The organism is Streptomyces pilosus, from assembly GCF_014649835.1.
GTDB classification, from domain to species: Bacteria; Actinomycetota; Actinomycetes; order Streptomycetales; family Streptomycetaceae; genus Streptomyces; species Streptomyces pilosus.
On the sequence record NZ_BMTU01000003.1, the window covers coordinates 584383 to 607840 of the forward strand.

Genomic DNA, 23458 nt, shown 5'->3' on the forward strand with positions numbered 1-23458 from the left:
GCCCGCCCGCCTCCGGGGCCGGTACGAACCACCCCTCGAAACTGTGTAGACTTACCGACGTCGCTGATCGCACCATGGGTGCACCCGGCACGCCGCCTTAGCTCAGATGGCCAGAGCAACGCACTCGTAATGCGTAGGTCTCGGGTTCGAATCCCGAAGGCGGCTCTTTTCGAAGCCCGGCTCGGACACTGTCTGAGCCGGGCTTTCTCGTTCAGTGAATGGGGCGCGTCGAAAGGGTCCGTGCGCTCCGTGGGGGACACGGAGCGCACGGACCCTTGTTCGCCTGCGGTGTTCGGCCGGATCAGCCGAACAGGTTGTACGCCTTCCAGCCGGTGCCGAAGTCCTTGCGGGCGGAGAAGATCCCACCGGACGTCTTGCCGTTGCCGTTGCCCGGGTACAGCCAGAGCTTGCCGGCCGAGTCACGGGCCAGCAGGTCCGCGTGACCGTCGCTGTTCACGTCGCCGACGGTGATCAGGGCGTTGAAGGTGCTGCTGGCGAACTTGCCGACGAGACGACGGGCCTCGAACGGAGCGGAGGCCTTGCCGGTGCCCCGGTAGAGGTAGGTCGAGCCGTCGGAGCCGCGGGCGAGGATGTCGGCCTTGCCGTCGTTGGTGAAGTCACCGTGACCACGGACCGCGTTGTACTGGCCCCAGCCCCCGCCGACCAGGCTCGGCGCGGCGAAGCCGCCGGCGCCGTTGCCCGGGTAGAGGTGGAGGTTGCCGGAGGAGTTCACCGCGAGCATGTCGGGCTTGTCGTCGCCGGTGACGTCACCGGGGACGAGGATCTGCTTGTGCTTGCCCCAGGCCTTCGCGACGAGCTTGGACTGCCAGTAGCCCTCGGCGCCGTCGGGGCCGGGGACGTAGCGGTCCCAGTACACGTCACCGTTGCCGACGCGGTACAGCAGGTCGTCGTAGTCGTCCACGTTCAGGTCGTTCTGGACGAGCAGGTTGACATTGCCGAAGTTGCCGAGGTTGTAGGTGCGGGTCAGACCCGTGACCTTGGAGTGCCAGCTGAACAGGCTGGCGTCCGAGGTGCGACGCGCCAGCAGGTCGGCGGTGTGGTCGGCGTTCCAGTTGGCGTCGTGGACCCGGGCGCGGAGCGGAGCGGCGTACGTGCTCACCTTCGCGTACACGCCGTACTTGCCCTTGGCCGAGCAGTCGACGTCGCCCCAGGAGACGATGCCGACGAGCTTGCCGCCGGCCACCAGCGGGCCGCCGGAGTCACCGTTGCAGGTGGTCTCGGAGGTGGCGTCGTCACCGGTCGGAGCGGCACCGGCGCAGACCATGTGGCCGACGATGTAGTCCGAGCCGTACGCGGCCTGGCAGGCGGCGTTGGAGTTGATGTCGGCGTCCGCGACCTTGAGGGTCTGCGAGCCGCTGTCGGGGACGGTGGAGCTGGTGCGGCCCCAGCCGTACACCTTGGCGTCCGTGCCCGGGGCGTAGAGCGCCGTGTCGGTGTTCTGCATGATCGGCAGCGGCTTGGCCTTGACCGGAGAGGTCAGGGTGAGCACGGCCACGTCGTTGTCAATGGTGACCGGACTGTACTGCGGGTGGTGCCACTGACGGTACGCGCCGCGCAGCTCACCGCCGTGGAAGTCCCAGCTGCCGTCGGCGTTCTCGGTGGGGAGCTGGTCCGTGCCGGTGATGACCGTGCCGGTGGCGTACCACTTGATGCCCTTGACGCAGTGCGCGGCGGTGGCGACCTTCGACGGAGCGACGACGACGCCGCCACAGAAGTAGCCGTTGCCCTCCGCGTCCGCGAAGTGGAGCTGCGCCATCCAGGGCGCCGCGGAGATGGTGGTCTCCTTGCCGCCGATGATGCGCTGGGACGGCACGGTGGTCAGGGCCGACCGCGGCGCGGTGACGAGCTCCTGCTTGCTCGCCTCGTCGGCCTTCATCGCCTCGGCCGCGCGGGAGCGCAGCTCCCTCTGGGAGGGCGGAACGACCTTCTGCTGGGAGGCGGTGATCTCCGGACGCTCGCCGGCTTCCGCGGCGTGCGAGCCGGACATCGTCAGCACCGTGCCGCCCAGGGCGAGCGCGGTGGCGACGGCCGGTACCGCAAGTCTCATGCGGCGCTTGTGCCGACTACCACGGGTGCGTATCTGCACGCGGTAACCCCTCGGGTTGTACCGGCAGGGCGCGACCGCCCCACCGGTGGAAACTGGGTCATCGGTGGGGCGCGAAGAACATGCGGGCAGGCCTGATCCGAGGCCCCCCGGCCTCTCATGGCACTGCGGTGGAATCCCCCCACCTCGATCGGGTGATGATAAGCGCGTCAACTGCCGCTTGACCAGTGGCGAATGGGGTCACGGACGAAAAGGGTTCACGCCGCCACGCCGGGCCGCGACCGAGGACGACGCCGGTCGCCGCTGCCGGGCGGGAGGTCCGGCTCCGGCGGCTCCGTGGAAACGGTCACCGGTCCGGACTCCGGTGCGCCGATCTGGCGATCCAGGACCGGCAACCCCGGCGGGCAAGCGCACCCACGGCCAGGGACACGAGGATCGCCCCCCAGTCGATGACATGGGGCAGCCCGGGGAAGAAGGCGAAGAAGGCGAGTGAGGCGGCCAGACCCACGACGAACGCGACGGTCCCCGCACGGCGCCGCCGTGTGCTCAACCGCTGATCCGTACGGGGATCACTGTGGTCTCCGATCATGAACGACTCACTTCGTGATGTGGTGGCACTGGCTCACGCGCCGCACCCCGTTGACGTGGAGATGGGCGCAGGCCTTCCCGTATCGGGGCAGGGTCTGCGGGGAATTGCCCCGCATCGGGTCGATCCTGCACTCGCTGTGCGTCCTGCCGCGCGACGTGCGGTAGAGCTGATTGTCGGAGTCGGCGTAGGTGAAGTCGATCCGCCAGTTGCAGAAGCCGCTGCTCATCGCTCCGACGAAAGCGCAGTCGACTCCGGCGTTCTGGTAGGTGATCCTCCTGCCGCCTCCCTTGATGATGTGCGTGAACATGCAGCCGGTCGGAACCTTCATCGTCACGCCTCCCACGCTGTACTCGAAGGTCTGCACGGGAGTTGATCCGACCGCTCCGGCGTGCGCACCGGTCGGCGTGGTCAGGACGAGTGCCCCCGCGGCGGTCAGGGCCGTGGTGAGGCGCGCGGCGTACTGCAAGACCAAGGCGGTCCCCTTCCGGTGTTCTCCTGCTGAGCACCCGGGACAACTGCCTCGTGCCGTGGTCGGTCACAGGAACTCCGTTGTTTCACTGCCGTGTGTGATCGGCGAACGACCGGCTGACCCGGGGCGCCCGGGGCGCCGGGGGCGTCGGGGTGGGTGTCGTGTGTGGGGCGTGGGGGTGAACGGTTAGCATCGCCCGTCAGCGGAGCAGCCGGCTGGAGTGAGGTGAGGAACATGGAGACGCCGAGGATCGCCGTCGCCGTCGTGACCATGGGGAACCGGCCGGCCGAGGTGGACGCGCTGTTGGAGTCCGTGGCGAAGCAGGACGTGGCGCCCGCGCGGATCGTGATCGTGGGGAACGGCTGCCCGCTGCCCGAGTTCGCCCAGCGGCTGTCCCTGCCCGGTGAGGTCACCACCGTCGAGCTGGCGGAGAACCTCGGCTGCCCGGGCGGGCGGAACGTGGGGATCGAGCGGCTGCGGGAGTTCGGGGACGTGGACGTCGTCGTCGAACTGGACGACGACGGTCTGCTGGTCGACGCCGATGTGCTGCGCCGCGTGGGGGAGTTGTACGCGGCGGACGAGCGGCTCGGCGTCGTCGGCTTCCGGATCGCCGACGAGCTGGGGGAGACGCAGCGCCGGCACGTGCCCCGGCTCGGGAAGGCCGATCCGATGAAGGGCGGGTACGTCACCGGGTTCCTCGGGGGCGGGCACGCGCTGCGGATGACGATGCTCGACGAGATCGGTGACTGGCCCGGGGCGTTTTTCTTCGCGCATGAGGAGACCGACCTCGCCTGGCGCGCCGTCGACGCGGGGTGGCGGATCCTGTACGCGCCCGACCTGCTGCTCCAGCACCCGAAGACCTCCCCGGCCCGGCACGCCATCTACTTCCGGGTGAACGCCCGCAACCGGGTCTGGCTGGTCCGGCGGCGGCTGCCGCTCGCGCTGATCCCCGTGCATCTCGGGGTGTGGGTGCTGCTCACCCTGCTGCGCAGCCGGTCGGTCCGGGGGCTGCGGGCCTGGTTCGGCGGGTTCGTGGAAGGGCTGCGGGAGCCGGCCGGGGAGCGGCGGGCCATGCGCTGGCGGACGGTGTGGCGGCTCACCCGGCTCGGCCGGCCGCCCGTCATCTGACCCGCTCCGGCGGTCCGGCCCGCTGCCGTCACCTGACCTCAGGGGCAAACCCGCCGCACAAAAAGAACGAGGGCCCGGTCGTTCACCTCTGCCGACCGGAACCCCCGTGTGCGGACCGGGCCGCGGCGGCGACACTCCCCCGAGTTGCGCGTACCACGCGCGCACCCCCGGGCCGGATCCGATGTAGTGATCACATCAGACTTTGCCAACGGATCGCTAACATGTGCTCCCTGGTTCTCTGTTCGGTCACCCGGAAGGCAGTGGTGCGGCGTGACACGGCGCGGACTGCGCTTCGGGCTGCTGGGGACACCGGTGCTGTACGACGGCGAGGGGTCTGACGTCCCCGGGTCGGTCCAGGTGATCGGGAGTCCCAAACTCCGTATCCTGCTGGCCGCGTTGCTGCTCGACGCCGGACGGGTCGTGTCCGTCGAGGCGCTGAAGGACGCGATGTGGGGCGGTGCGCCGCCCGTCTCCGCGCTGCCGTCGCTGCACAACCACGTCGCCCGGCTGCGACGGCTGCTGGACGACCCGGGCCGGCTGCTCACCGTGCCCAACGGATACCTGCTGCGGGTCGGCGAGGGCGAGCTGGACGTGCAGGTGTTCGACGCGCACACCGCCGCCGCCCGCGCCGCGCACACCGCCCGGGACTGGGAGCGGGTGACGCGTACGTGTGCCGCCGCGCTCGCGCTGTGGCGGGGGAGCCCGCTGACCGGTCTGCCCCCGGAAGTGGGCGGCTACGCCCTGGCGCGCCGGCTGCGCGAGGCCCGGCTGCTGCTCCTGGAGTGGCGGTACGACGCCGAACTGGCCCGGGACACCGGCCGCCTGGCCGACCTCGTGCCCGAACTGGCGGCCCTGGCCGCCGAGCATCCGCTGCGGGAGGCGTACCACCGCCAGCTGATGCTCGCCCTGCACCGCACCGGCCGCCGGGCGGAGGCGCTGGTGGTCCACCGGGACCTGCGGGCCCGGCTGGTGGACGAACTCGGCATCGAGCCGGGGCCGGGGGTGCGCGAGGCCCACGTGGAGGTGCTGCGGGGGAGGGGGGAGCGGCAGGAGCCCGGCCACGGTCCGTCCGCCGAGGCATCCGACGGCGCCGAGGCGCTGCCCCGCCCTGCCCAGGCGCCTGCCCGCCCCGCCCAGCTGCCGCCCGCGCCCGCCCACTTCACGGGGCGTGACGCGGTGCGGGACGAGCTGGTCCGGGTGCTCACCCGTGCGCCCCGGCCGGCCGGGCCCCCGGCCGTCGTCGTCAGCGGTACCGCGGGGGTCGGCAAGAGCGCGCTCGCGCTCCAGGTCGCGCACACCCTGACGGAACGTTTCAGCGACGGTCAGCTCTACGTCAACCTGCACGGAGCGACCCCCGGCATGACCCCCCTCACCCCCGCCCAGGCCCTCACCGCGCTCCTGCGCGACCTGGGCACCGACCCCTGCGCCGTCCCCGAACAGCCCGACGCGGCGGCCGCCCTGCTGCGCTCGCTGCTCGCGCCCACCCGCACCCTCCTGGTGCTGGACGACGCCGCGAACGCCGCGCAGGTCCGGCCGCTGCTGCCGGCCGGACCCGGCTGCGCGGTGATCGTCACCAGCCGCTCGCCGCTCACCACGCTCGACGGCGCCGCCCGGGTCCCGCTCGCCCCGCTGTCCGACGAGGACAGCGCCGCCCTGCTGCGGGCGGTCTCCGGCAGGGACGGTCTCGGCGCCGGGCATCCGCTGGTCGCGCTCACCGGCCGGCTTCCGCTCGCCCTGCGGGTCGTCGCGGCCCGGCTCGCCGCGCGCCGGGCCCTGACGCCCGACGTCCTCGCCGGTCAGCTGTCCGCCACCGACAGCAGGTTGTCCCACCTGGAGTACGACGACCTCAGCGTCCGCCGCTCGCTGGCCGTGGCGCACGACGCGCTGGCCGTCTCCGACCGCGAGACGGACCGCGACGCGGCCCTCGCCCTGCGCCGCATCGGCGCGCTCGACCTGCCCGCCTACGGTGCGCCGCTGCTGGCCCGGCTCACCGGCACCGGCGAACGCCGGGCGGAGGCGGCACTGGACCGGCTGGTCGACGTCGCCCTCGTGGAGGAGACCGCGTACGGCCGCTACGTCCCGCACGACCTGGTCCGTGACTTCGCCCGCGAACGCGCCCGGGCGGCCGCGCGGACCGACGCCGCGACACCCGGGGACACCGGCCCCGGGGCCGGTACGCCCGAGCATCCCGCCGGGACCGCCCTGCGCTGGTACGCCGCCGTCGCCGAACGCACCCTCACCGCGATCGTCGAACCCGGCCTCGACCAGGACGACCGCCGCCGCCCCACCCCGTCCCAGCCGCCCGGGCACGCCGACCGTGTCGCGTCCGTGCCCCCGTTCGCCGACGCGGCGGCGGCCTTCGCCTGGGGCGACCGGGAGCTGGAGAACATCGTCGCCCTCGTCGAGCGGTACGCCGGCGAGGACACCGGTGACGGCGCCGGCCGGGGCGCCCACGACGTCCACGTCGCCGTCCTCCTCCGCCTGCTCCACCCCTACCTCCTGCGCGGCGGCCGCGTCCCGGAGCTGGAGGTGCTCGGGCGGGCGGCCCTGCGGGTGGCGCGACGGCTCGGGGACGAGGCCGCCGAGGCGTGCGCGCTGGGGGACCTGTCGGGGATGCACTTCCTGACCGGCCGCACCGGCGAGGCCCTCGCCCTCACCGACCGCGCGCTGGAGCTCTGGCGGCGGCTCGGCGCCGTCTCCTGGATCCGGCGCGCCCTCAACAACCGGGGCCTGCTGCTCGAAGGGCTCGGCCGGTACGCCGAGTCGGAACGGGCCCTGCGGCAGAGCCTCACCCACTCACGGCGGCTGGCCGACCCCTACGGCGAGGCCGTCACCCTCAGCCACCTGGGCAACCTGTACGAGCACACCGATCCGCGCGCCGCGATCGAGCAGCACCGGCGTTCGCTCGCGATCGGCGACCGGATCGCGGCGGTGATCGTGCAGCACTCCGCGCACTGCAACATCGGCTACGCCCACCTGCGGCTGGGCGAACCGGCCGCCGCCCTGCCGCACTTCGAGGAGAGCCTGCGCATCCTCGGCGGGCACGGCGACTGGCACGGCGAGTCGCAGACCCGGCTCGGGCTGGTGCGCGCCCTGCGGCTGCTGGGGCGCTCCGGCCGGGCCGACGCCGAGTGCGCGGAACTGCTGCGCCGCGCGGACGCCCGCGCCGACCGCTACACCGGCGGTCTGGCCCGCCACCAGTACGGTCTGCTGCTGCGCGAGCGGGGGCGGGTGGACGAGGCGCGGGAGCAGTGGCGGTCGGCGCTCGCCGCGCTGGACGGCACGGACGAGCGGGCCGTGGTCGAGGAACTGCGCGAGCTGGTGGCCGGGGCCCGGCCGGTGAGCTGATCACTTGGCGTCGGCGTAGCACTCCACGACCGCCGTCGTGAAGGGGAACCGCACGGGCGTCGGCCCGAACGTCAGCCGGCCGGCCAGGTCGGCGGCCTGCCGGATCGCCTCCGTCACCGTCGCCGCCTCCTCCTCGGGGCAGTGCACGATCACCTCGTCGTGCTGGAAGAACACCAGTTCGGCCGCCATGCCGCTCAGTGCCTTCCGCAGCGCCGCGAGCAGCAGCAGGGCCCAGTCGGCGGCACTGCCCTGGACCACGAAGTTACGGGCGAAGCGGCCCCGGGCGCGGGCGTCGGTCGAGGCGTAGCCCGGGACCCACGGACGGGACTCGGAGCCCTGCTCCTCCTCCGCGAGCGGGATGCCCGCCTCCTCCACCGCGTCGTCCGTGAGCCGCACGGCCGGCGGGCAGGTGCGGCCCAGCCAGGTCCGTACGAGCCGGCCCTCCTCGCCCGCGCGGGCGGCCTCGTCGACGTAGGCCACCGCCTTGGGGAAGCGGCGTCTGAGCGCGGCGAGGTTCTTCAGGCCGTCGCCGGAGGTCTGGCCGTAGACCGCGCCGAGGACGGCGAGCTTGGCCTGGGCGCGGTCGCCGGAGAAGGCCCGGTCGGACACCGACTGGTAGAGGTCGGTCTCCCGGCCGGCCACCTCCATCAGCCCGGGGTCGCGGGAGATCGCCGCCAGCACCCTCGGTTCCATCTGGTCGGCGTCGGCGACGACGAGCCGCCAGCCGGGGTCGGCGACGGCGGCGCGGCGGATCACCTTGGGGATCTGCAGGGCGCCCCCGCCGTTGGTCACCCAGCGGCCGGTGACGGTGCCGCCCGCGAGGAACTCGGGCCGGAAGCGGCCGTCACGCACCCAGTCCTGGAGCCAGGACCAGCCGTGGGCGACCCAGATCCGGTACAGCTTCTTGTAGGCGATCAGCGGTTCGACGGCCGGGTGGTCGAGGGACTCCAGCTCCCAGCGGCGGGTCGAGGAGACCTTGATGCCGGCCTGCGCGAACGCCCTGAGGACGTCGGCGGGCAGGTCGGGCCGGACCCGGCGGCCGAAGGCGGCGGACACCTCGTCGGCGAGCTCGGCGAGACGGCGGGGTTCGCCGCCGCCCGCGTACCGCTCGCCGAGCAGGTCGTGCAGCACCGCACGGTGCACGTCCGCCCGCCAGGGCAGCCCGGCGCGGTTCATCTCGGCAGCCACCAGCATGCCCGCCGACTCGGCGGCGGTCAGCAGCCGCATCCGCTCCGGGTGCGCGGTCGCCCCGGTGCGGCTCTGCTGCTCGGCGTAGACGGTGAGGAGGTCGGCCAGCGGCAGCGGGATGCCCCGCGGTTCGAAGAGGGAGGACTGGGCGCCCGGTTCGGCCTGGCGCTGCGGCGGATCGGGCGGCACCGGGCCGCCGCGCAGCCGGGCCAGCGCGGCGGCCGCCGAACGGGGTTCGCCGTACCGGCCCTCGTGGCCGAGCAGGAGCGTCTCGGCGGCCTCGACGTCGTACGCCCGCTCCACGCGCACGCCCGCGGCGAGCAGGCCCGGATAGACCTCGGCGGTGGAACGCCACACCCAGCGCGTGACACCGGGACGGCTCCGCACGGCCTCGGCGGGGTCCCTCTCCCGCACCACCGGGCCGGAGGGCAGGCCGTCCGCGCCGAGGGGGGCGACGTCGACGCCGCCCTCCTCGGCCGGAGCGAGTGCCCATCGCCGGCTCATGCCGCGAGTGTGGCAGGGGGGTGTGACATCGCACCCCGGGCCGGGCCGTCCGAAGGCCCGCTGGTCAGTCGCCGTGCGGGCCCCCGTCTCCGCGGCGGTCAGTCGCCGTGCGGGCCCCCTGACTCCGCGGCGGTCAGTCGCCCTGCGGGTCCTCGGTCTCCGCGGCCCGGGTCTCGGTGTGCCGCGCCAGCGCCTCGGCGACGTACCGCTCGGTGGCCGTCTTGGTGACACCGAGGCCGTCGAGCAGGCCCTCGCCGTTCCCGTGTTCCAGCAGGGCGAGCAGGATGTGCTCGGTGCCGATGTAGTTGTGGCCGAGACGGAGGGCCTCGCGGAAGGTCAGTTCCAGGACCTTCTTGGCGGCGGGGCCGTACGGCACCAGCTCGGGGGCGTCCTCGACGGCCGGCGGGAGCGCCGCGCGGGCGGCCTCTCGGACCGCGTCCACGGTGACGCCCTGCTCGGTGATCGCCCGCACGGCGAGCCCCTCGGGCTCGGCCAGCAGGCCGAGGACGAGGTGCTCGGGGAGGCCCTCGGCGTTGTGGGCGGCCTGCGCCTCGTTGTGCGCGGCCGTCACCGTGTTGCGGGCGCGGGGGGTGAAGCGCTGGAAGCCCTGGCTCGGATCGAGGTCGTTGCCCTCCTTCGGCACGAAGCGCTTCTGGGCGGCCTGCCGGGTGACCCCCATGCTCCTGCCGATGTCCGTCCAGGAGGCGCCCGAGCGCCGGGCCTGGTCCACGAAGTGGCCGATCAGGTGGTCGGCCACGTCCCCGAGGTGCTCGCCGGCGAGCACCGCGTCCTGGAGCTGCCGCAGCGGCTCCTCGTGGACCTTCTTGATCGCCGCGATGAGGTCGTCGAGGCGTACGGATGACGTGATGGCGGGGTTCGTCGTCATGTGTCAACCGTAAGTTGACACCCGGGCACTGTCAACCCGTGGTTGACACCTTCGGGTGATGCCCGGGGACGTGGCACGATCGGAGCCGTGAGTACGTCCAGCACCGTCGACCGGGCCTTCCGGGCCGCCCTCCACGAGAGCGGCGACACCGCCCTCGACACCGGCGCCTCCCTGCTCGCCGCCGACCCGGCGGCCGACATCGAACTCGCCCGGCGGGGCGAGGAGTTCCTGAGCACCCTCTGGCGGCGTGGCTGGCAGCCCGCCGACGTGGTGCGGATCGTCCGGCGCCGGCTGGACGACGTGCACGTGCGCACCGTCTCGGAGCTGATCCGCGCGCAGGCCCCGCGCGACGACCGGCCCCGGGGGCCGCGCTGGAAGGCCCAGCTGGAGCGGCTCGGCGCGGAGGGCCCGGACGCGTCACCGCGCGCGGACCGCTTCTCGCACGCCACCGCCGTGCTGGAGCTGTACCGCCTGCTGCTGCGCCTGCCCGCCCTCGAACCCCTCGACGAGACGGCCGCTCCCGGCCCGCGCGACCGGCGGCCGGAGTCCCGCATGCTCGGCCGCATCCGCGCGCTGCTGGCCAAGGCGGAGGCGACCGGGTTCCCGGAGGAGGCGGAGGCGCTCAGCGCGAAGGCGCAGGAGCTGATGGCGCGGCACAGCGTCGACGAGGCGGTGCTCGCCTCGCGGGAGCCCTCGGGCGAGGTCCCGGGCGCCTGCCGGATCGAGGTGGAGCCGCCGTACGAGCAGGCCAAGGCGGTGCTGCTGGACGCGGTCGCGGGCGCGAACCACTGCCGGGCGGTGTGGAACGAACCGTTCGGCTTCTCCACCGTGGTCGGCTTCGCCTCCGACCTGGAGGCGGTCGAGCTCCTCCACACCTCGCTGCTCGTGCAGGCCACCACCGCGATGACCAGGGCGGAGGCCGCGCAGCGCGCCGGCGGACGGAAGCGGACCAAGACCTTCCGGCAGTCCTTCATGGCGGCCTACGCCCACCGCGTGGGCACGCGTCTGGCGGCCGCCGCCGAGACCGAGGTGAGCGACGACCTGCTCCCCGTCCTCGCCTCCCGCGCGGTGGCGGTCACCGACCGCACGGACCGCCTGTTCCCGGAGACGACCACCACGCGGCTGCGCGGGGTGAGCGACGCGGCGGGCTGGGAGGAAGGCGCCCGCGCGGCGGACGGCGCCCGGGTCGGAACGCACCCGCGCCTCCCCTGAGCCGGACCCCTGCCGTCGCGTGCCGGCGCAAGCCGTCGCCGTCCCGGGCGCCGCCGTCGCTCAGGAGGCCGGTCCGGGCGCCGGCAGCGCGGTCGGGAGGGTGCCTCCCAGGGCCCCTCTCAGGAGGCCGGGTCGGGTGTCGGGAGACCCGTCGGGAGGGTGCCGCCCTCGGCCTTGGTGTACGTCTCGGTGCCGAGCGCGCCCTTCCAGGTGACCTTCAGGGAGTTCCCCTCGACGGAGCCGACCGTCCCCTCCGCGCGGTCCTCGGTGCCGTCGTCGCACGTCAAACTGATCGACCGGCTCCCGCCGTCCTCCCGGGCGGAGCCGGTGCACATGGTGCCGCCCGTGGCGAAGAGTGCCGCCTGCTCACCGTTGACCATGAGGACCACGGCCTTCCCGCCGGCGGTGGTGAGCCAGCTTCCGTCCAGCTCGTCCGCGGGGGTTGCGCCCGCCCCGGAGTCGCCCGTGCCGCCGGAGTCCGCGGACGCCGTGGCGGACGGGGTGGGGCTCGCCGGGTCGTCCGTGCCGTCGGAGCCGTCACCGCTGCACCCCGCCAGGGCGAGCGCGCCGGCCAGTGCCGCGGCCACGGCCGTCGCCCGCCGGCGCCACGGTGACGACGCGCGGGGTACGGGCGGATGCGTCCCGCGCGCCGCGGGAGCGTGCGTCACCGGACCCACCGAAGCGTCCGAAGCCTCCGAAGTCACTGCGAGCCCCCTGCCTGTTGCCGGCCCCGTCGGCCGGGCGACCGCAGTCAGCTAACAGGAACCGCCGTCCCCCGGCCAGCCCCCCGTGACCCACCTCGCACCCTGGTGGACCCACCTCACCAGAACGGCACACGAGGGAACACAAAAGCCCCCGGGCGCGTCTCTCCTACCGCGGGGATTCGGTAAAGCGTCCGTCAAAGCGGGCACGAGGCGACTGGCGACGCTGTAATCGCAGGAACACCCCGCGTGCACGTGCATCTGCCCATGCATCTGCACTTGAACAAAGCTATGATCCCGGTCAGTTGACCACTGCATCAATGGCCACACCAGCCAGTGCACCAGCGGGGAGCGACCTGTGGACCACGACGTGTTCGACGGTGACGTGTACGACGGTGCCGACGCGCCCGGCGTGCACAACGGCATGGCGGCCACCGGGCTGGACGGCGTGGCCTGGCAGAAGAGCCGGCACAGCAACTCGCAGGGTTCGTGCGTGGAGTTCGCCCGGCTGCCCGGCGGTGAGGTGGCCGTGCGCAACTCCCGCTTCCCCGACGGTCCCGCGCTCGTCTACACCCGGGCGGAGATCGAGGCCATGCTGCTGGGCGTGAAGGACGGCGAGTTCGACCACCTGGTCGCCGGCTGACGTCCCCGCCCTCCGGCCTGCTCGGAGGGGCCCGTGGTGACCGAGGGGCGGCGACGCGCGTAGAACCGGGGCACCCGTGCGCGGCGCGCCGCGTCAGACGCCGGGGCCGCGGCCTCCGGCCCCGGTGTGGTGGGGGAGCCGGAACAGCGCCCACACCACCTTGCCGCTGAGCGCCCCCGCCATCGGGTGCCAGCCCCAGCTGTCGCTGAAGGAGTCGACCAGGAACAGCCCGCGGCCGGACTCGGCGGAGAAGTCGTCGGAGTCACGGGTGACGGGGCTGTCGTCGCTCGGGTCGCGCACCGCGCACACCAGCCGCTCGGTCCACCGCATCAGGTGCAGCCGTACCGGCGGTTCGTGTGCCGGCTGCCGCGGGGCGCCGGGCGGCAGGGCGTGCCGCAGGGCGTTGGTGACCAGCTCGGAGACCACCAGGCAGACGTCGTCGAAACGGTCGCCGAGAGTCCACTGTTCGAGCGTCTTGCGGGTGAACTGCCGTGCGTCGCGGACCGCTTCGTAGCGGGCGGGGAGGGCGCAGGAGGCGGCGTCGGAGGCGGCCGAGAGGTTCAGCGGCGGAAGGCCCTGCCGTAACGGCTCGAGCATGGTCGATCCATTCGTCCCCATGCGAGGCACTCCCGGAATTCGCGGTCGTAGCGAGGCGGCGGTGGTGCGGAGACCATGGTTTCGGATGCGCACAGCAGATGCAAGGGCAGATGCACGTGCAGCTGACCGAATTGGTTACGCCCGTACTGGTTTGTTGGCCAATTTTTCCGTCATCTTCCTGTCCTCTCCTGGCTGTTCTCTTGTCTTCTCGTTGCTCCCGGCCCTCCGATCAGTGATGCTTCCCGATCGGATCGCTCGGCTCGATTCCGTTTCCGTAACCGGACGAGTACTGCTCGAAGTGTTTTAGTGGCAGACTGCGGCCCTTGAAGACGTTGGGGAGGCTGGCGAACGTGAGCGCGGGAGAGCCGGGATCGGTGGTGCGGCGCATGCTGCTCGGATCACAACTCAGGCGACTGCGTGAGGCGCGGGGGATCACGCGCGAGGCGGCGGGTTATTCGATCCGCGCCTCCGAGTCGAAGATCAGCCGGATGGAGCTGGGCCGGGTGAGCTTCAAGACCAGGGATGTCGAGGACCTGCTCACGCTGTACGGCATCACGGACGAGCAGGAGCGCACCTCGCTGATCTCCCTCGCCAAGGAGGCCAACGTCGCGGGCTGGTGGCACAGCTACTCGGACGTGCTGCCGAGCTGGTTCCCCACCTACGTGGGCCTGGAGGGCGCGGCCTCGCTGCTGCGCGCGTACGAGGTGCAGTTCGTGCACGGCCTGCTGCAGACCGAGGAGTACGCCCGCGCGGTGGTGCGGCGGGGCATGAAGAGCGCGAGCGACGCCGATGTGGAGCGGCGGGTGGCGCTGCGCCTGGAGCGGCAGAAGTACCTGGTCGCGGAGAACGCCCCGGAGTTCCACGTCGTCCTCGACGAGGCCGCCCTGCGCCGGCCCTACGGCGGCCGCGAGGTGATGCGCGGCCAGCTCCAGCACCTCATCGAGATCTCCGAGCGCCCCAATGTGCGGCTCCAGGTCGTGCCGTTCAGCCTCGGCGGTCACTCCGGCGAGTCCGGCTCCTTCACCATCCTCAGCTTCCCCGAGTCCGATCTGTCGGACGTCGTGTACATGGAGCAGCTCACCAGCGCGCTCTACCTGGACAAGGCCGAGGACGTGGGCCAGTACGAGCGGGCGCTCAAGGAGCTCCAGCACGACAGCCCGGGTCCGTCGGAGAGCCGGGACCTGCTGCGGGGACTGCTCCAGCTCTCCTGAGCAAGCGCCCCCAACTCCGTTGAAACACAAGTACGATGACGCGTGATCAGACCGTGGAGTTGATCAGTGCTCTGCTGATGCAGCGAGGGATCGAGGGATCACATGTCGTCGTACTTCACCGACCTGGCTCAGCAGTACATCGGCGGTGAGTGGCGTCCGGGCTCCGGCTCCTGGGACATCATCGACTTCGATCCGTACGACGACGAGAAGCTCGCCTCGATCACCATAGCCACGGTCGACGAGGTCGATCAGGCGTACCGGGCGGCGGCCCGCGCGCAGAAGCAGTGGGCGGCGACCAGCCCGTACGCCCGCCGCGCGGTGTTCGAGAAGGCGCTCGCGCTGGTGCAGGAGCGCGAGGAGGAGATCGCCGGGGCGATCGTCGCCGAGCTCGGCGGTACGCGGCTGAAGGCCGCCTTCGAGCTGCACCTGGCCAAGGAGTTCCTGCGCGAGGCGGTCCACCTCGCGCTGGCCCCCGAGGGCCGGATCCTCCCCTCACCGGTGGACGGCAAGGAGAACCGCGTCTACCGCGTGCCCGTCGGCGTCGTGGGTGTGATCAGCCCCTTCAACTTCCCGTTCCTGCTGTCGCTGAAGTCCGTCGCCCCCGCGCTGGCGCTCGGCAACGGCGTGGTCCTCAAGCCGCACCAGAACACCCCGATCGTCGGCGGCGCGCTGGTCGCGAAGATCTTCGAGGACGCGGGTCTGCCCGGTGGCCTGCTGAACGTGGTGATCACCGACATAGCGGAGATCGGCGACGCGTTCCTGGAGCACCCGATACCGAAGGTCATCTCCTTCACCGGCTCCGACCAGGTCGGCCGGCACGTGGCGACCGTCTGCGCCTCCCTCTTCAAGCGCACGGTCCTCGAACTCGGCGGCAATAGCGCCCTCGTGGTCCTCGACGACGCCGATGTCGACTACGCGGTGGACGCGGCCGTGTTCAGCCGGTACGTCCACCAGGGCCAGGTCTGCATGGCCGCCAACCGGGTGCTGGTCGACCGCGCGGTGGCCGAGGAGTTCACCGAGAAGTTCGTCGCCAAGGTCGGCTCCCTGAAGGCCGGCGACCCGCGCGACCCGGAGACCGTCATCGGCCCGGTGATCAACTCCCGGCAGGCGGACGCCCTCTCGGCCGTCGTCGAGCAGGCGCTCGCCGAGGGCGCCACGGCCCTGGTGCGCGGCGGGCGCACCGCCAACCTGGTCGAGCCCTCGGTGCTGACCGGACTGCCCGCGGACTCGGCCCTGCTGCGCCAGGAGGTCTTCGGCCCCGTCGCCTTCCTCGTGCCGTTCGACGGCGAGGAGGAGGCCGTGCGCATCGTCAACGACTCCCCGTACGGGCTGAGCGGCGCCGTGCACACCGGCAACGTCGAGCGGGGCGTGAACTTCGCCAAGCGGATCGACACCGGCATGTTCCACGTGAACGACGGCACGGTGCACGACGAGCCGATCGTCCCCTTCGGCGGCGAGAAGCACTCCGGCATCGGCCGGCTGAACGGCGACACGATGCTCGACGCCTTCACCACGACGAAGTGGATCTCGGTCCAGCACGGCCGCAGCGGCTTCCCGTTCTGAGTGACTCAGGCCGAGTGCGCGCCCACCGGGCCCACGAGCCCACGAGCCCACGGGCCGTCGTGCCGGCCGCGGCCCGTGGGTGAGGGAGCGGGGCCGCTCCTGGGCGGGATGCCGTGCGGCCTACTCTGGACCGCATGTCAGTGATCCGTCTCCTGGTGCTCGGCGCGGTGCGCCAGCACGGCCGGGCCCACGGCTACCAGGTGCGCAACGACCTGGAGTACTGGGGCGCGCACGAGTGGTCCAACGCCAAGCCCGGTTCGATCTACCACGCGCTGAAGCAGATGGCCAGGCAGGGCCTGCTGCACGCGCACGAGATCGCTCCGTCCACGGCCGGCGGCCCGCCGCGCACGGAGTACGAGATCACCGAGCCGGGCACCGAGGAGTTCTTCCGGCTGCTGCGGGAGGCGCTGACCTCCTACGACCAGAAGCCGGACGTGTTCTCGGCGGGGCTCGGCCTGATGGTCGACCTCGAACGGGCGGAGGCCCTCGCGCTGCTGGAGCAGCGGCTGCGTTCCATCGAGGAGTGGCGCAGGGCCGTCACCGAGTACTACACGCCCGAGGAGGGGCCCGGCCAGCTGGGCCACATCGGGGAGATCATGGACCTGTGGGTGCACTCGGCCGACACCGGCGCCGCGTGGACCAGGGGCCTCGTCGAGCGGGTCCGGAGCGGCGCCTACACCTTCGCCGGTGAGGGCGAGCCGTTCATCGGCGTCCTGGCCGAGGGCGAGGAGAACCCGTACGCCACGGGGGAGCGGCATCCGGGGGATGCCCGGTAATCAAGTTTGACGAGTGGGTCGCCCGGGTATTACCGTCGAGCTGGTAGTCAAGTTTGACTAGCGAGGGAGTCCCCTTGACCGACGCGGCGATCACCGTCGAGGACGTACGCAAGACCTACGGCGGAGGCGGCGGCAACAACAGACCCGCACTGGACGGGCTCGACCTCACGGTCGCGCGCGGCACGGTGCACGCGGTGCTCGGGCCGAACGGCGCGGGCAAGACCACCCTGGTGAGGATCCTGGCCACCCTGCTGCGGCCCGACGCGGGCCGGGTCGAGGTGGCGGGATGCGACGTGGTGCGCGAGGCCTACGCGGTACGGCTGCGCATCGGCCTGCTCGGCCAGCACGCGGCGCTCGACGAGGAACTCGGCGGACGGCAGAACCTGGAGCTGTTCGGCCGCCTGTACCACCTGGGCGCACGGCGCGCCCGCGCGCGGGCCGGTGAGCTGCTGGAGCGCTTCGAGCTCTCCGGCACCGGACACAAGGCGGTGAAGCAGTACAGCGGCGGCATGCGGCGCCGCCTCGACCTCGCCGCCTCCCTGATCACCGAACCGGAGGTGCTGTTCCTCGACGAACCGACCACGGGCCTCGACCCGCGGGGCCGGGCGGAGGTGTGGGACTCCGTCCGCTCCCTGGTCGGCGGCGGCACCACCGTCCTGCTCACCACCCAGTACCTGGAGGAGGCCGACCAGCTCGCCGACCGCATCTCCCTGGTGGACGCGGGGCGGGTCGTCGCCGACGGCACGGCGGACGAGCTCAAGGCGGCCACCGGCGGCGACCGCATCGACGTCGTGCTGCGCGACGCCGGGCAGCTGGGCGCCGCCGTCGCCCTGCTGCCCGTACCGAAGGACGCGGTCACCGTGGACACCGACCGGCGGCTGCTGAGCGCACCGGTCACCGACCGCATGGCGGCCCTGGCCGCGGTGGTCCGCGCGCTGGCGGAGGCCGGCGTCGAGGCCGAGGACATCGCCCTGCGCCGGCCCACCCTCGACGAGGTGTTCCTGCGTCTGACCGGGCACGACGAGCGAGTGAAGGAGGCCGCATGACCACCGCGACGTACGCCCTGACCGACTCCTGGACCATGACCCGCCGTGAACTCGCCCGCTGGGGACGGCAGCCGGTGACGGTGGTGGTCAACCTGGTCTTCCCGGTGATGCTGCTGCTGATGTTCGGCTACCTGGTCGGCGGCGGCCGGGGGGTGAGCGGCGAGTACCTCGACTTCCTGGTGCCCGGCATGCTCGCGCTCACCATGGCCTTCGGCCTGGAGGGCACCATGGTCGCCGTCACCCAGGACCTGAACAAGGGCGTCATCGACCGCTTCCGTGCCATGCCGATGGCCAACGGCGCCGTCCTGGTCGGCCGGTCCGCCGCCGACATGCTCCAGTCCGCGCTCGGCCTGGCGGTGCTGCTCGCCGTCGCCGCCGCGCTCGGCTGGCGCGCCCACGGCGGCGCGGCCGGTCTCCTCGGCGCCGTGGGGCTGCTCCTGCTGTTCCGGTTCGCCATGCTGTGGATCGGCATCCACCTCGCGCTGGTCGCGGGGAAGCCGGAGCTGGTGCAGGCCGTGCAGATCCTGGTCTGGCCGGTCGGCTTCCTGTCCAACGCCTTCGCCGCGCCCGGCTCCATGCCGGACTGGCTGGGCACGGTCGTCCAGTGGAACCCCATGTCCCACACCGCCACGGCCGTGCGCGACCTGTTCGGCAGCCCCGGCGGGGAGCCGGGGCACCTCTGGGCGGCCGTCCTGTGGCCCCTGGCGCTGCTCGCGGTGTTCTTCCCGCTGGCGGTCCGGCGGTTCGCGCGGCTCAGCCGCTAGAGCCCGTCCGGCGGACCACGCCGGACAGGCCCTAGTGGTGGAACCCGGTGGCCGCGTCCCTGTCCTCGGTGAGGGGGCGCGGCTGCCGGCGCAGGTCCGGCAGCAGCCGGGCCAGGTCCTCGGCGAAGACGTCCGCGAGGTCCTCGGAGAAGCCGTTGCGGCACACCACCCGCAGCACCGACAGGTCCTGGCGGTTCGCCGGGAACGTGTACGCGGGCACCAGCCAGCCGCTCTCCCGCATCCGCCGGGACACGTCGAACACGTCGTAGGCCGTCACCTCCGGGGTGGTGGTGAACGCGAACACGGGCAGCTCGTCGCCCCGGGTGAGCAGGCGGAAGTCGCCCAGTTCCGCGATCCGCGCGGACAGCCGCGTGGCCACGTCCCGCGAGGCCTGCTGCACCGCGCGGTAGCCCTCCCGGCCCAGCCGCAGGAACGTGTAGTACTGCGCCACGACCTGGGCGCCCGGGCGGGAGAAGTTCAGCGCGAAGGTCGGCATGTCGCCGCCCAGGTAGTTGACCCGGAAGACCAGCTCCTCGGGCAGCGTCCCCGCGTCCCGCCACAGCACCCAGCCGACACCCGGGTAGACCAGTCCGTACTTGTGCCCGGAGGTGTTGACCGACGCCACCCGGGGGAGGCGGAAGTCCCACACCAGGTCCTCGTCGAGGAAGGGCGCGACCATCGCGCCCGACGCCCCGTCGACGTGCACCGGGACGTCCAGGCCGGTGCGCTCCTGGAGTCCGTCCAGCGCGGCGCACAGGTCCGCGACCGGCTCGTACGACCCGTCGAAGGTGGACCCCAGGACGCCGACGACGCCGATGGTGTTCTCGTCGCACAGGGCGGCCGCGGCGGCCGGGTCGAGGTGGAACCGCTCGCCCTCCATGGGCACCTGACGGGGCTCCACCTCCCAGAAGGTGCAGAACTTGTCCCAGCAGACCTGGACGTTGACCCCCATGACGAGGTTCGGCCGGGCGTCGGGGGACGGGTAGCGGTCGGCGTTGCGGTGCATCCAGCGCCGCTTCATCGCCATCCCGGCGAGCATGCACGCCTCGCTGGACCCGGTCGTCGAACAGCCCACGGCCGCCGACGGGTCCGGGGCGTGCCACAGGTCGGCGAGCATCGCCACACAGCGCCGCTCCAGCTCGGCCGTGCGCGGGTACTCGTCCTTGTCGATCATGTTCTTGTCCCGGCACTCCGCCATCAGGACGCCGGCCTGGGGCTCCATCCAGGTGGTGACGAAGGTGGCCAGGTTCAGCCGCGCGTTGCCGTCCAGCATCAGCTCGTCGTGCACGAGCTGGTACGCCGTCGAGGGCGTCATGGGCCCGTCGGGCAGCCGGTGCTTGGGCGGGGCCCCGAGCATGTCCCCGACCGGATTGGCCTCGCCCAGGAAGGGGTTGACGGACAAGGGGCGCTCTTCGTGCTGCGGGCCGTTGTGGAGCGGCATGGGTGCCTCCGTGAGGGGTGGGCGGCCCTGGAAGGGCCGGAGGGGGGCGGGGTGCTGCGGGTCACCGGACCGCCGTTCCGTCCTCCCGCAGCTGCATGTGCGGGCGGCCCGTGACCAGCAGCCAGGCAGGCAGGGAGGCGATGCACAGCAGGGCGATGACCGAGGGGGAGGAGACCAGGACGGCGGCGACGAACAGGCTCACCCAGCCCTGCCGGGTGACGGCCAGCAGGACCCCCAGCACGGCCGCCGCCACGCCCACCGCCGGCTGCACGCCCGGCACCAGCGCGTGCGCGCCCAGTCCGAGCGCCGTGCCGACGAACACCGAGGGGAAGATCCGCCCGCCCCGGAAGCCGCAGGAGGCGGCGACGAGCAGGGCGGCCAGCTTCACCACCGTCATGGTGGCGAACTCGCCCGCCGTCCAGCCGTCCGGGTCCCGCGCCAGCTCGGCGACCTCGTCGAGCCCCTTGAAGAGGGTCAGGTGCCCGCCCAGGGCGGCCAGGGCGCCCAGCACCGCCCCGCCGACCGGGAGCATCAGCATCGGGTGCCGCAGCCGGGCGAAGGCCCGGTGGACGTGGGGGAAGGCGTACACGGCGCACATGCCGAGCGCCGCCCCCACCGGGGCCACCACGAGCGACGCGAGCAGGTCGCCCCAGCCGGGCCGCCCGAACGGCGGCAGACGCAGGTCGAAACTGGGCTCGGACACCAGCGCGGTGGTGAGCGCCCCGGCTCCGGCGGCCGCCAGCGGCGCGAACAGGCTGTCCCACAGCTGCCCCTTGATCCGCTGCCCGGCCAGCGCCTCCGAGATGACGAGCGCGGCGGCGACCGGCGTACCGAACAGCGCGCCGATCGTCCCGGCCTCCGCCAGGGCCACCCAGCCGCTCTGCCGGGTCCGCGGGAAGGCCCTGAGGCCCACCCGGACGGCCAGGGAGACGTTCACGGCGATGATCGGGTTCTCGGGGCCCAGGCTCGGCCCGCCGGCCAGCACGAACGCCGTCGCCAGCAGCAGTCCCGGCAGCACCGTGAGCGGCAGCACCGGCGCGTCGAGTCCGGTGGTGGCCGGATCGGGGCCCGCGTGGCCCGGGGCCTTCCACACCACCAGACCGACCGCGACGCCGGTGGCGACGAGCATCACGAACATCCACAGCACGGAGTACCTGCCGACGCCGAGGGCGTCCGGCACCGTCTCCCACAGGACGTCCTGCAACTCCTCCGCGGCGGTGCCGACCGCCAGCAGCACCAGACTCGTCACCACGCCCACCAGCAGCGCGGGCACGAGGGTCGGCAGAAGCGTGCGTGCCGCGGCCCCCGGGGCGGCGGAGGGTGCGGGTGGTGCGCTGTCCTGGGCCACCCGCACACGATAAGTGGAGAAAGCGGACAAACAGGGAAGCGGCTTGCACCTCACCCGACGTGAGGACCCAGGCTGGAGCGCGAAAGGGAAAGGAGCGGAAGTGAGCTACTCCGTGGGACAGGTGGCCGGCTTCGCCGGCGTCACGGTGCGCACCCTGCACCACTACGACGGCATCGGCCTGCTCGCGCCCAGCGAGCGCAGCCACGCCGGTCACCGGCGCTACAGCGACGCCGACCTCGACCGGCTGCAGCAGATCCTGTTCTACCGCGCGCTCGGCTTCCCGCTCGAGGAGGTCGCCGTCCTGCTCGACGACCCGGCCGCGGACCCGCGCGCGCACCTGCGCCGCCAGCACGAACTGCTGACCGCCCGGATCGAGAAGCTGAGGGAGATGGCGGCGGCCGTGGAACACGCGATGGAGGCACGCACGATGGGAATCGATCTGACGCCCGAGGAGAAGTTCGAGGTGTTCGGCGACTTCGACCCGGACCAATACGAGGACGAGGTGCGGGAACGCTGGGGCGGCACCGACGCCTACCGCCAGTCGCGCCGGCGGACCGCGTCGTACACCAAGGAGGACTGGAAGCGCGTCACCGCGGAGTTCGACGGCCTGCACCGGCGCATGGCCGGCCTGATGGACGCCGGGACACCGGCCGACTCCGAGGCGGCCATGGACCTCGCCGAGGAGCACCGGCGGTTCATCACCGGCGCGTACTACGACTGCGGGCACGAGATGCACGCGGGTCTGGGCGAGATGTACGTGTCCGACCCGCGGTTCACCGCCACGTACGAGAGGATCCGCGCCGGTCTGGCCGGCTACCTGCGCGACGCGATCGTCGCCAACGCCGCCCGGCACGCCTCCTGAGCGGTCGTGGCCCGGCGGGCTTCCGGGCCACGACCAGCGGTGATCGCCCCGGTGACGGATCACGGCTTTCTCCGGGGCGGTACACAGGGCATCCTGGACACCCCCGCGGAACCTGGGCTTCGACGGCTGCGTTCATAATTTGGGCAGCCAGCCCGGCCCGTACCTCCCCCAGCTGCAGGAGCCACATCCCCGTGACCACGCTTGCGCTCGGCCCTGAGTGGCTGAGTCCGGACTACCTGATCGAGACCTTCAGCCTCCCCGGCATCCTGCTGATCGTCTTCGCGGAGTCCGGACTCTTCGCGTTCCTGCCCGGTGACTCCCTGCTGTTCACGGCGGGTCTCTTCGTGGCCGAGGGCAGTTACATCACCCAGCCGCTGTGGCTGGTGTGCACCCTGATCGTGCTGGCCGCCGTCATCGGTGACCAAGTCGGTTACATGATCGGCAAGTTCTTCGGTCCCCGGCTGTTCAGCCGGCCGAACTCCAAGCTCTTCAAACAGGAGAACCTGGAGAAGGCGCACGACTTCATGGAGAAGTACGGCCCCAAGGCGATCGTCCTGGCCCGCTTCGTCCCGATCGTCCGCACCTTCGCCCCCATCGTGGCGGGCGCCGGCCGCATGAAGTACCGCACGTTCGTGACGTACAACGTCATCGGCGGTGTCGCCTGGGGCTGCGGCGTCACCCTGGCGGGTTACTGGCTCGGCCAGATCGGGTTCATCAAGAACAACGTCGAGTCGATCCTCATCCTGATCGTCTTCCTCTCCGTGGTGCCGATCATCGTCGAGTACCTGCGTGAGCGCGGGAAGAAGAAGCGCGCCGCCGCCGAGGCCCCGGCCCCGGTCGCCGCGCCGCAGTACCCCGTCATGGACGACGCCACGACCCAGCTGCGACGCATCCCCCCGGCCGCCCCGCAGCAGCCCCAGCCGTCCCACCAGCAGTACGGAAACCCGGCCGGCTACCCCCAGCAGCAGGCCCCGCAGCACGCCCCGCGGCAGGCCCCCCAGCAGCCGTACGGCAACCAGGGCGGCTACCCGAGGCAGGACCCCCGGCAGCAGCCGTACGGCAACGACCAGCACTACAACCAGCAGCAGCCGTACAACGGCGGCTACTGAGACGCCCG

The 23458-nt window shown here is 72.5% G+C and carries 20 protein-coding genes and 1 tRNA gene; 12 read left to right on the forward strand and 9 right to left on the reverse strand.

Going from position 1 to position 23458, the window contains the following annotated elements; genetic code table 11:
• Window positions 1-91 precede the first annotated feature (91 nt).
• Window positions 92-165: transfer RNA gene (locus IE118_RS10845), tRNA-Thr, on the forward strand.
• A gap of 136 nt (window positions 166-301) precedes the next feature.
• Here the strand turns inward: IE118_RS10845 and IE118_RS10850 are convergent.
• The 3 genes from IE118_RS10850 to IE118_RS10860 form a co-directional block, all read right to left on the reverse strand.
• The gene (locus IE118_RS10850; RefSeq protein ID WP_189557546.1) at window positions 302-2068 is read right to left on the reverse strand and encodes a trypsin-like serine protease; all 1767 of its coding nucleotides are present in this window, start codon (window positions 2066-2068) and stop codon (window positions 302-304) included.
• A 343-nt stretch (window positions 2069-2411) separates the two neighbouring features.
• Window positions 2412-2654 carry a hypothetical protein gene (locus IE118_RS10855; protein ID WP_189557547.1) on the reverse strand — a complete coding sequence of 81 codons (243 nt, stop codon included), beginning with the start codon at window positions 2652-2654 and terminating at the stop codon, window positions 2412-2414.
• 7 nt (window positions 2655-2661) lie between these two features.
• Window positions 2662-3120 (reverse strand): hypothetical protein, encoded by a 459-nt coding sequence (locus IE118_RS10860; protein WP_373298419.1) that lies wholly within the window; start codon window positions 3118-3120, stop codon window positions 2662-2664.
• A 237-nt stretch (window positions 3121-3357) separates the two neighbouring features.
• On the opposite strand from IE118_RS10860, the gene IE118_RS10865 reads away from it, so the two are divergent.
• Both IE118_RS10865 and IE118_RS10870 read left to right on the forward strand, forming a co-directional pair.
• Window positions 3358-4251 carry a glycosyltransferase family 2 protein gene (locus IE118_RS10865; RefSeq protein WP_189557549.1) on the forward strand — a complete coding sequence of 298 codons (894 nt, stop codon included), beginning with the start codon at window positions 3358-3360 and terminating at the stop codon, window positions 4249-4251.
• 270 nt (window positions 4252-4521) lie between these two features.
• On the forward strand, window positions 4522-7599 hold the full coding sequence (locus tag IE118_RS10870; protein WP_189557550.1) for an AfsR/SARP family transcriptional regulator: 3078 nt from the start codon (window positions 4522-4524) through the stop codon (window positions 7597-7599).
• Here IE118_RS10870 and IE118_RS10875 read toward each other — a convergent pair whose 3' ends face one another.
• Complete coding sequence (locus IE118_RS10875; RefSeq protein WP_189557551.1) at window positions 7600-9291, reverse strand: bifunctional 3'-5' exonuclease/DNA polymerase; 1692 nt, start codon at window positions 9289-9291, stop codon at window positions 7600-7602.
• 133 nt (window positions 9292-9424) lie between these two features.
• A complete protein-coding gene (locus tag IE118_RS10880; RefSeq protein ID WP_189557552.1) occupies window positions 9425-10177 on the reverse strand; it encodes a Clp protease N-terminal domain-containing protein in 753 nt (250 codons plus the stop codon).
• A gap of 87 nt (window positions 10178-10264) precedes the next feature.
• Here IE118_RS10880 and IE118_RS10885 point away from each other — a divergent pair, with 87 nt between their 5' ends.
• Window positions 10265-11389 (forward strand): DUF2786 domain-containing protein, encoded by a 1125-nt coding sequence (locus tag IE118_RS10885; protein WP_189557553.1) that lies wholly within the window; start codon window positions 10265-10267, stop codon window positions 11387-11389.
• Window positions 11390-11508: 119 nt separating this feature from the next.
• Here IE118_RS10885 and IE118_RS10890 read toward each other — a convergent pair whose 3' ends face one another.
• Entirely contained in the window at window positions 11509-12057 is a 549-nt protein-coding gene (locus IE118_RS10890; RefSeq protein WP_308431832.1) for a hypothetical protein, read from the reverse strand.
• A 391-nt stretch (window positions 12058-12448) separates the two neighbouring features.
• Between IE118_RS10890 and IE118_RS10895 the strand changes: the two genes are divergently transcribed.
• Entirely contained in the window at window positions 12449-12733 is a 285-nt protein-coding gene (locus tag IE118_RS10895) for a DUF397 domain-containing protein (protein ID WP_189557554.1), read from the forward strand.
• A gap of 93 nt (window positions 12734-12826) precedes the next feature.
• Here the strand turns inward: IE118_RS10895 and IE118_RS10900 are convergent, their stop codons facing one another.
• Window positions 12827-13330, reverse strand: a complete 504-nt coding sequence (locus tag IE118_RS10900) for an ATP-binding protein (RefSeq protein WP_189557555.1) — start codon at window positions 13328-13330, stop codon at window positions 12827-12829.
• Between the two features lie 374 nt (window positions 13331-13704).
• Here IE118_RS10900 and IE118_RS10905 point away from each other — a divergent pair, with 374 nt between their 5' ends.
• The 5 genes from IE118_RS10905 to IE118_RS10925 all read left to right on the forward strand — a co-directional run bounded on the left by IE118_RS10905 (window position 13705) and on the right by IE118_RS10925 (window position 18690).
• A complete protein-coding gene (locus IE118_RS10905; RefSeq protein WP_491591187.1) occupies window positions 13705-14541 on the forward strand; it encodes a Sco1979 family transcriptional regulator in 837 nt (278 codons plus the stop codon).
• Window positions 14542-14643: 102 nt separating this feature from the next.
• The gene (locus IE118_RS10910; RefSeq protein ID WP_189557556.1) at window positions 14644-16104 is read left to right on the forward strand and encodes an aldehyde dehydrogenase family protein; all 1461 of its coding nucleotides are present in this window, start codon (window positions 14644-14646) and stop codon (window positions 16102-16104) included.
• A gap of 134 nt (window positions 16105-16238) precedes the next feature.
• Complete coding sequence (locus IE118_RS10915; protein ID WP_189557557.1) at window positions 16239-16880, forward strand: PadR family transcriptional regulator; 642 nt, start codon at window positions 16239-16241, stop codon at window positions 16878-16880.
• A 74-nt stretch (window positions 16881-16954) separates the two neighbouring features.
• The gene (locus IE118_RS10920) at window positions 16955-17926 is read left to right on the forward strand and encodes an ATP-binding cassette domain-containing protein (protein WP_189557558.1); all 972 of its coding nucleotides are present in this window, start codon (window positions 16955-16957) and stop codon (window positions 17924-17926) included.
• Window positions 17923-18690 carry an ABC transporter permease gene (locus IE118_RS10925; RefSeq protein ID WP_189557559.1) on the forward strand — a complete coding sequence of 256 codons (768 nt, stop codon included), beginning with the start codon at window positions 17923-17925 and terminating at the stop codon, window positions 18688-18690. The genes IE118_RS10920 and IE118_RS10925 overlap by 4 nt, the downstream gene beginning before the upstream one ends.
• Before the next feature lie 31 nt (window positions 18691-18721).
• On the opposite strand, the gene gad is transcribed toward IE118_RS10925, so the two are convergent.
• Together gad and IE118_RS10935 are read right to left on the reverse strand one after the other, a co-directional pair.
• The gene (gene gad / locus IE118_RS10930) at window positions 18722-20131 is read right to left on the reverse strand and encodes a glutamate decarboxylase (RefSeq protein ID WP_189557560.1); all 1410 of its coding nucleotides are present in this window, start codon (window positions 20129-20131) and stop codon (window positions 18722-18724) included.
• A gap of 61 nt (window positions 20132-20192) precedes the next feature.
• Entirely contained in the window at window positions 20193-21479 is a 1287-nt protein-coding gene (locus tag IE118_RS10935) for an ion channel protein (protein ID WP_189557561.1), read from the reverse strand.
• Window positions 21480-21579: 100 nt separating this feature from the next.
• Here IE118_RS10935 and IE118_RS10940 point away from each other — a divergent pair, with 100 nt between their 5' ends.
• Both IE118_RS10940 and IE118_RS10945 read left to right on the forward strand, forming a co-directional pair.
• On the forward strand, window positions 21580-22341 hold the full coding sequence (locus IE118_RS10940; RefSeq protein WP_189557562.1) for a MerR family transcriptional regulator: 762 nt from the start codon (window positions 21580-21582) through the stop codon (window positions 22339-22341).
• A gap of 191 nt (window positions 22342-22532) precedes the next feature.
• Window positions 22533-23450 carry a VTT domain-containing protein gene (locus IE118_RS10945; protein ID WP_189557563.1) on the forward strand — a complete coding sequence of 306 codons (918 nt, stop codon included), beginning with the start codon at window positions 22533-22535 and terminating at the stop codon, window positions 23448-23450.
• The last annotated feature ends 8 nt before the right edge of the window (window positions 23451-23458 follow it).

Excerpts from the sequence above, each read along its gene's own strand:
- IE118_RS10850 (WP_189557546.1), bottom strand. The coding sequence starts at position 2,068 with ATGAGACTTGCGGTACCGGCCGTCGCCACCGCGCTCGCCCTGGGCGGC.
- IE118_RS10855 (WP_189557547.1), bottom strand. The coding sequence starts at position 2,654 with ATGATCGGAGACCACAGTGATCCCCGTACGGATCAGCGGTTGAGCACA.
- IE118_RS10865 (WP_189557549.1), top strand. The coding sequence starts at position 3,358 with ATGGAGACGCCGAGGATCGCCGTCGCCGTCGTGACCATGGGGAACCGG.
- IE118_RS10875 (WP_189557551.1), bottom strand. The coding sequence starts at position 9,291 with ATGAGCCGGCGATGGGCACTCGCTCCGGCCGAGGAGGGCGGCGTCGAC.
- IE118_RS10880 (WP_189557552.1), bottom strand. The coding sequence starts at position 10,177 with ATGACGACGAACCCCGCCATCACGTCATCCGTACGCCTCGACGACCTC.
- IE118_RS10900 (WP_189557555.1), bottom strand. The coding sequence starts at position 13,330 with ATGCTCGAGCCGTTACGGCAGGGCCTTCCGCCGCTGAACCTCTCGGCC.
- IE118_RS10910 (WP_189557556.1), top strand. The coding sequence starts at position 14,644 with ATGTCGTCGTACTTCACCGACCTGGCTCAGCAGTACATCGGCGGTGAG.
- IE118_RS10915 (WP_189557557.1), top strand. The coding sequence starts at position 16,239 with ATGTCAGTGATCCGTCTCCTGGTGCTCGGCGCGGTGCGCCAGCACGGC.
- IE118_RS10925 (WP_189557559.1), top strand. The coding sequence starts at position 17,923 with ATGACCACCGCGACGTACGCCCTGACCGACTCCTGGACCATGACCCGC.
- gad (WP_189557560.1), bottom strand. The coding sequence starts at position 20,131 with ATGCCGCTCCACAACGGCCCGCAGCACGAAGAGCGCCCCTTGTCCGTC.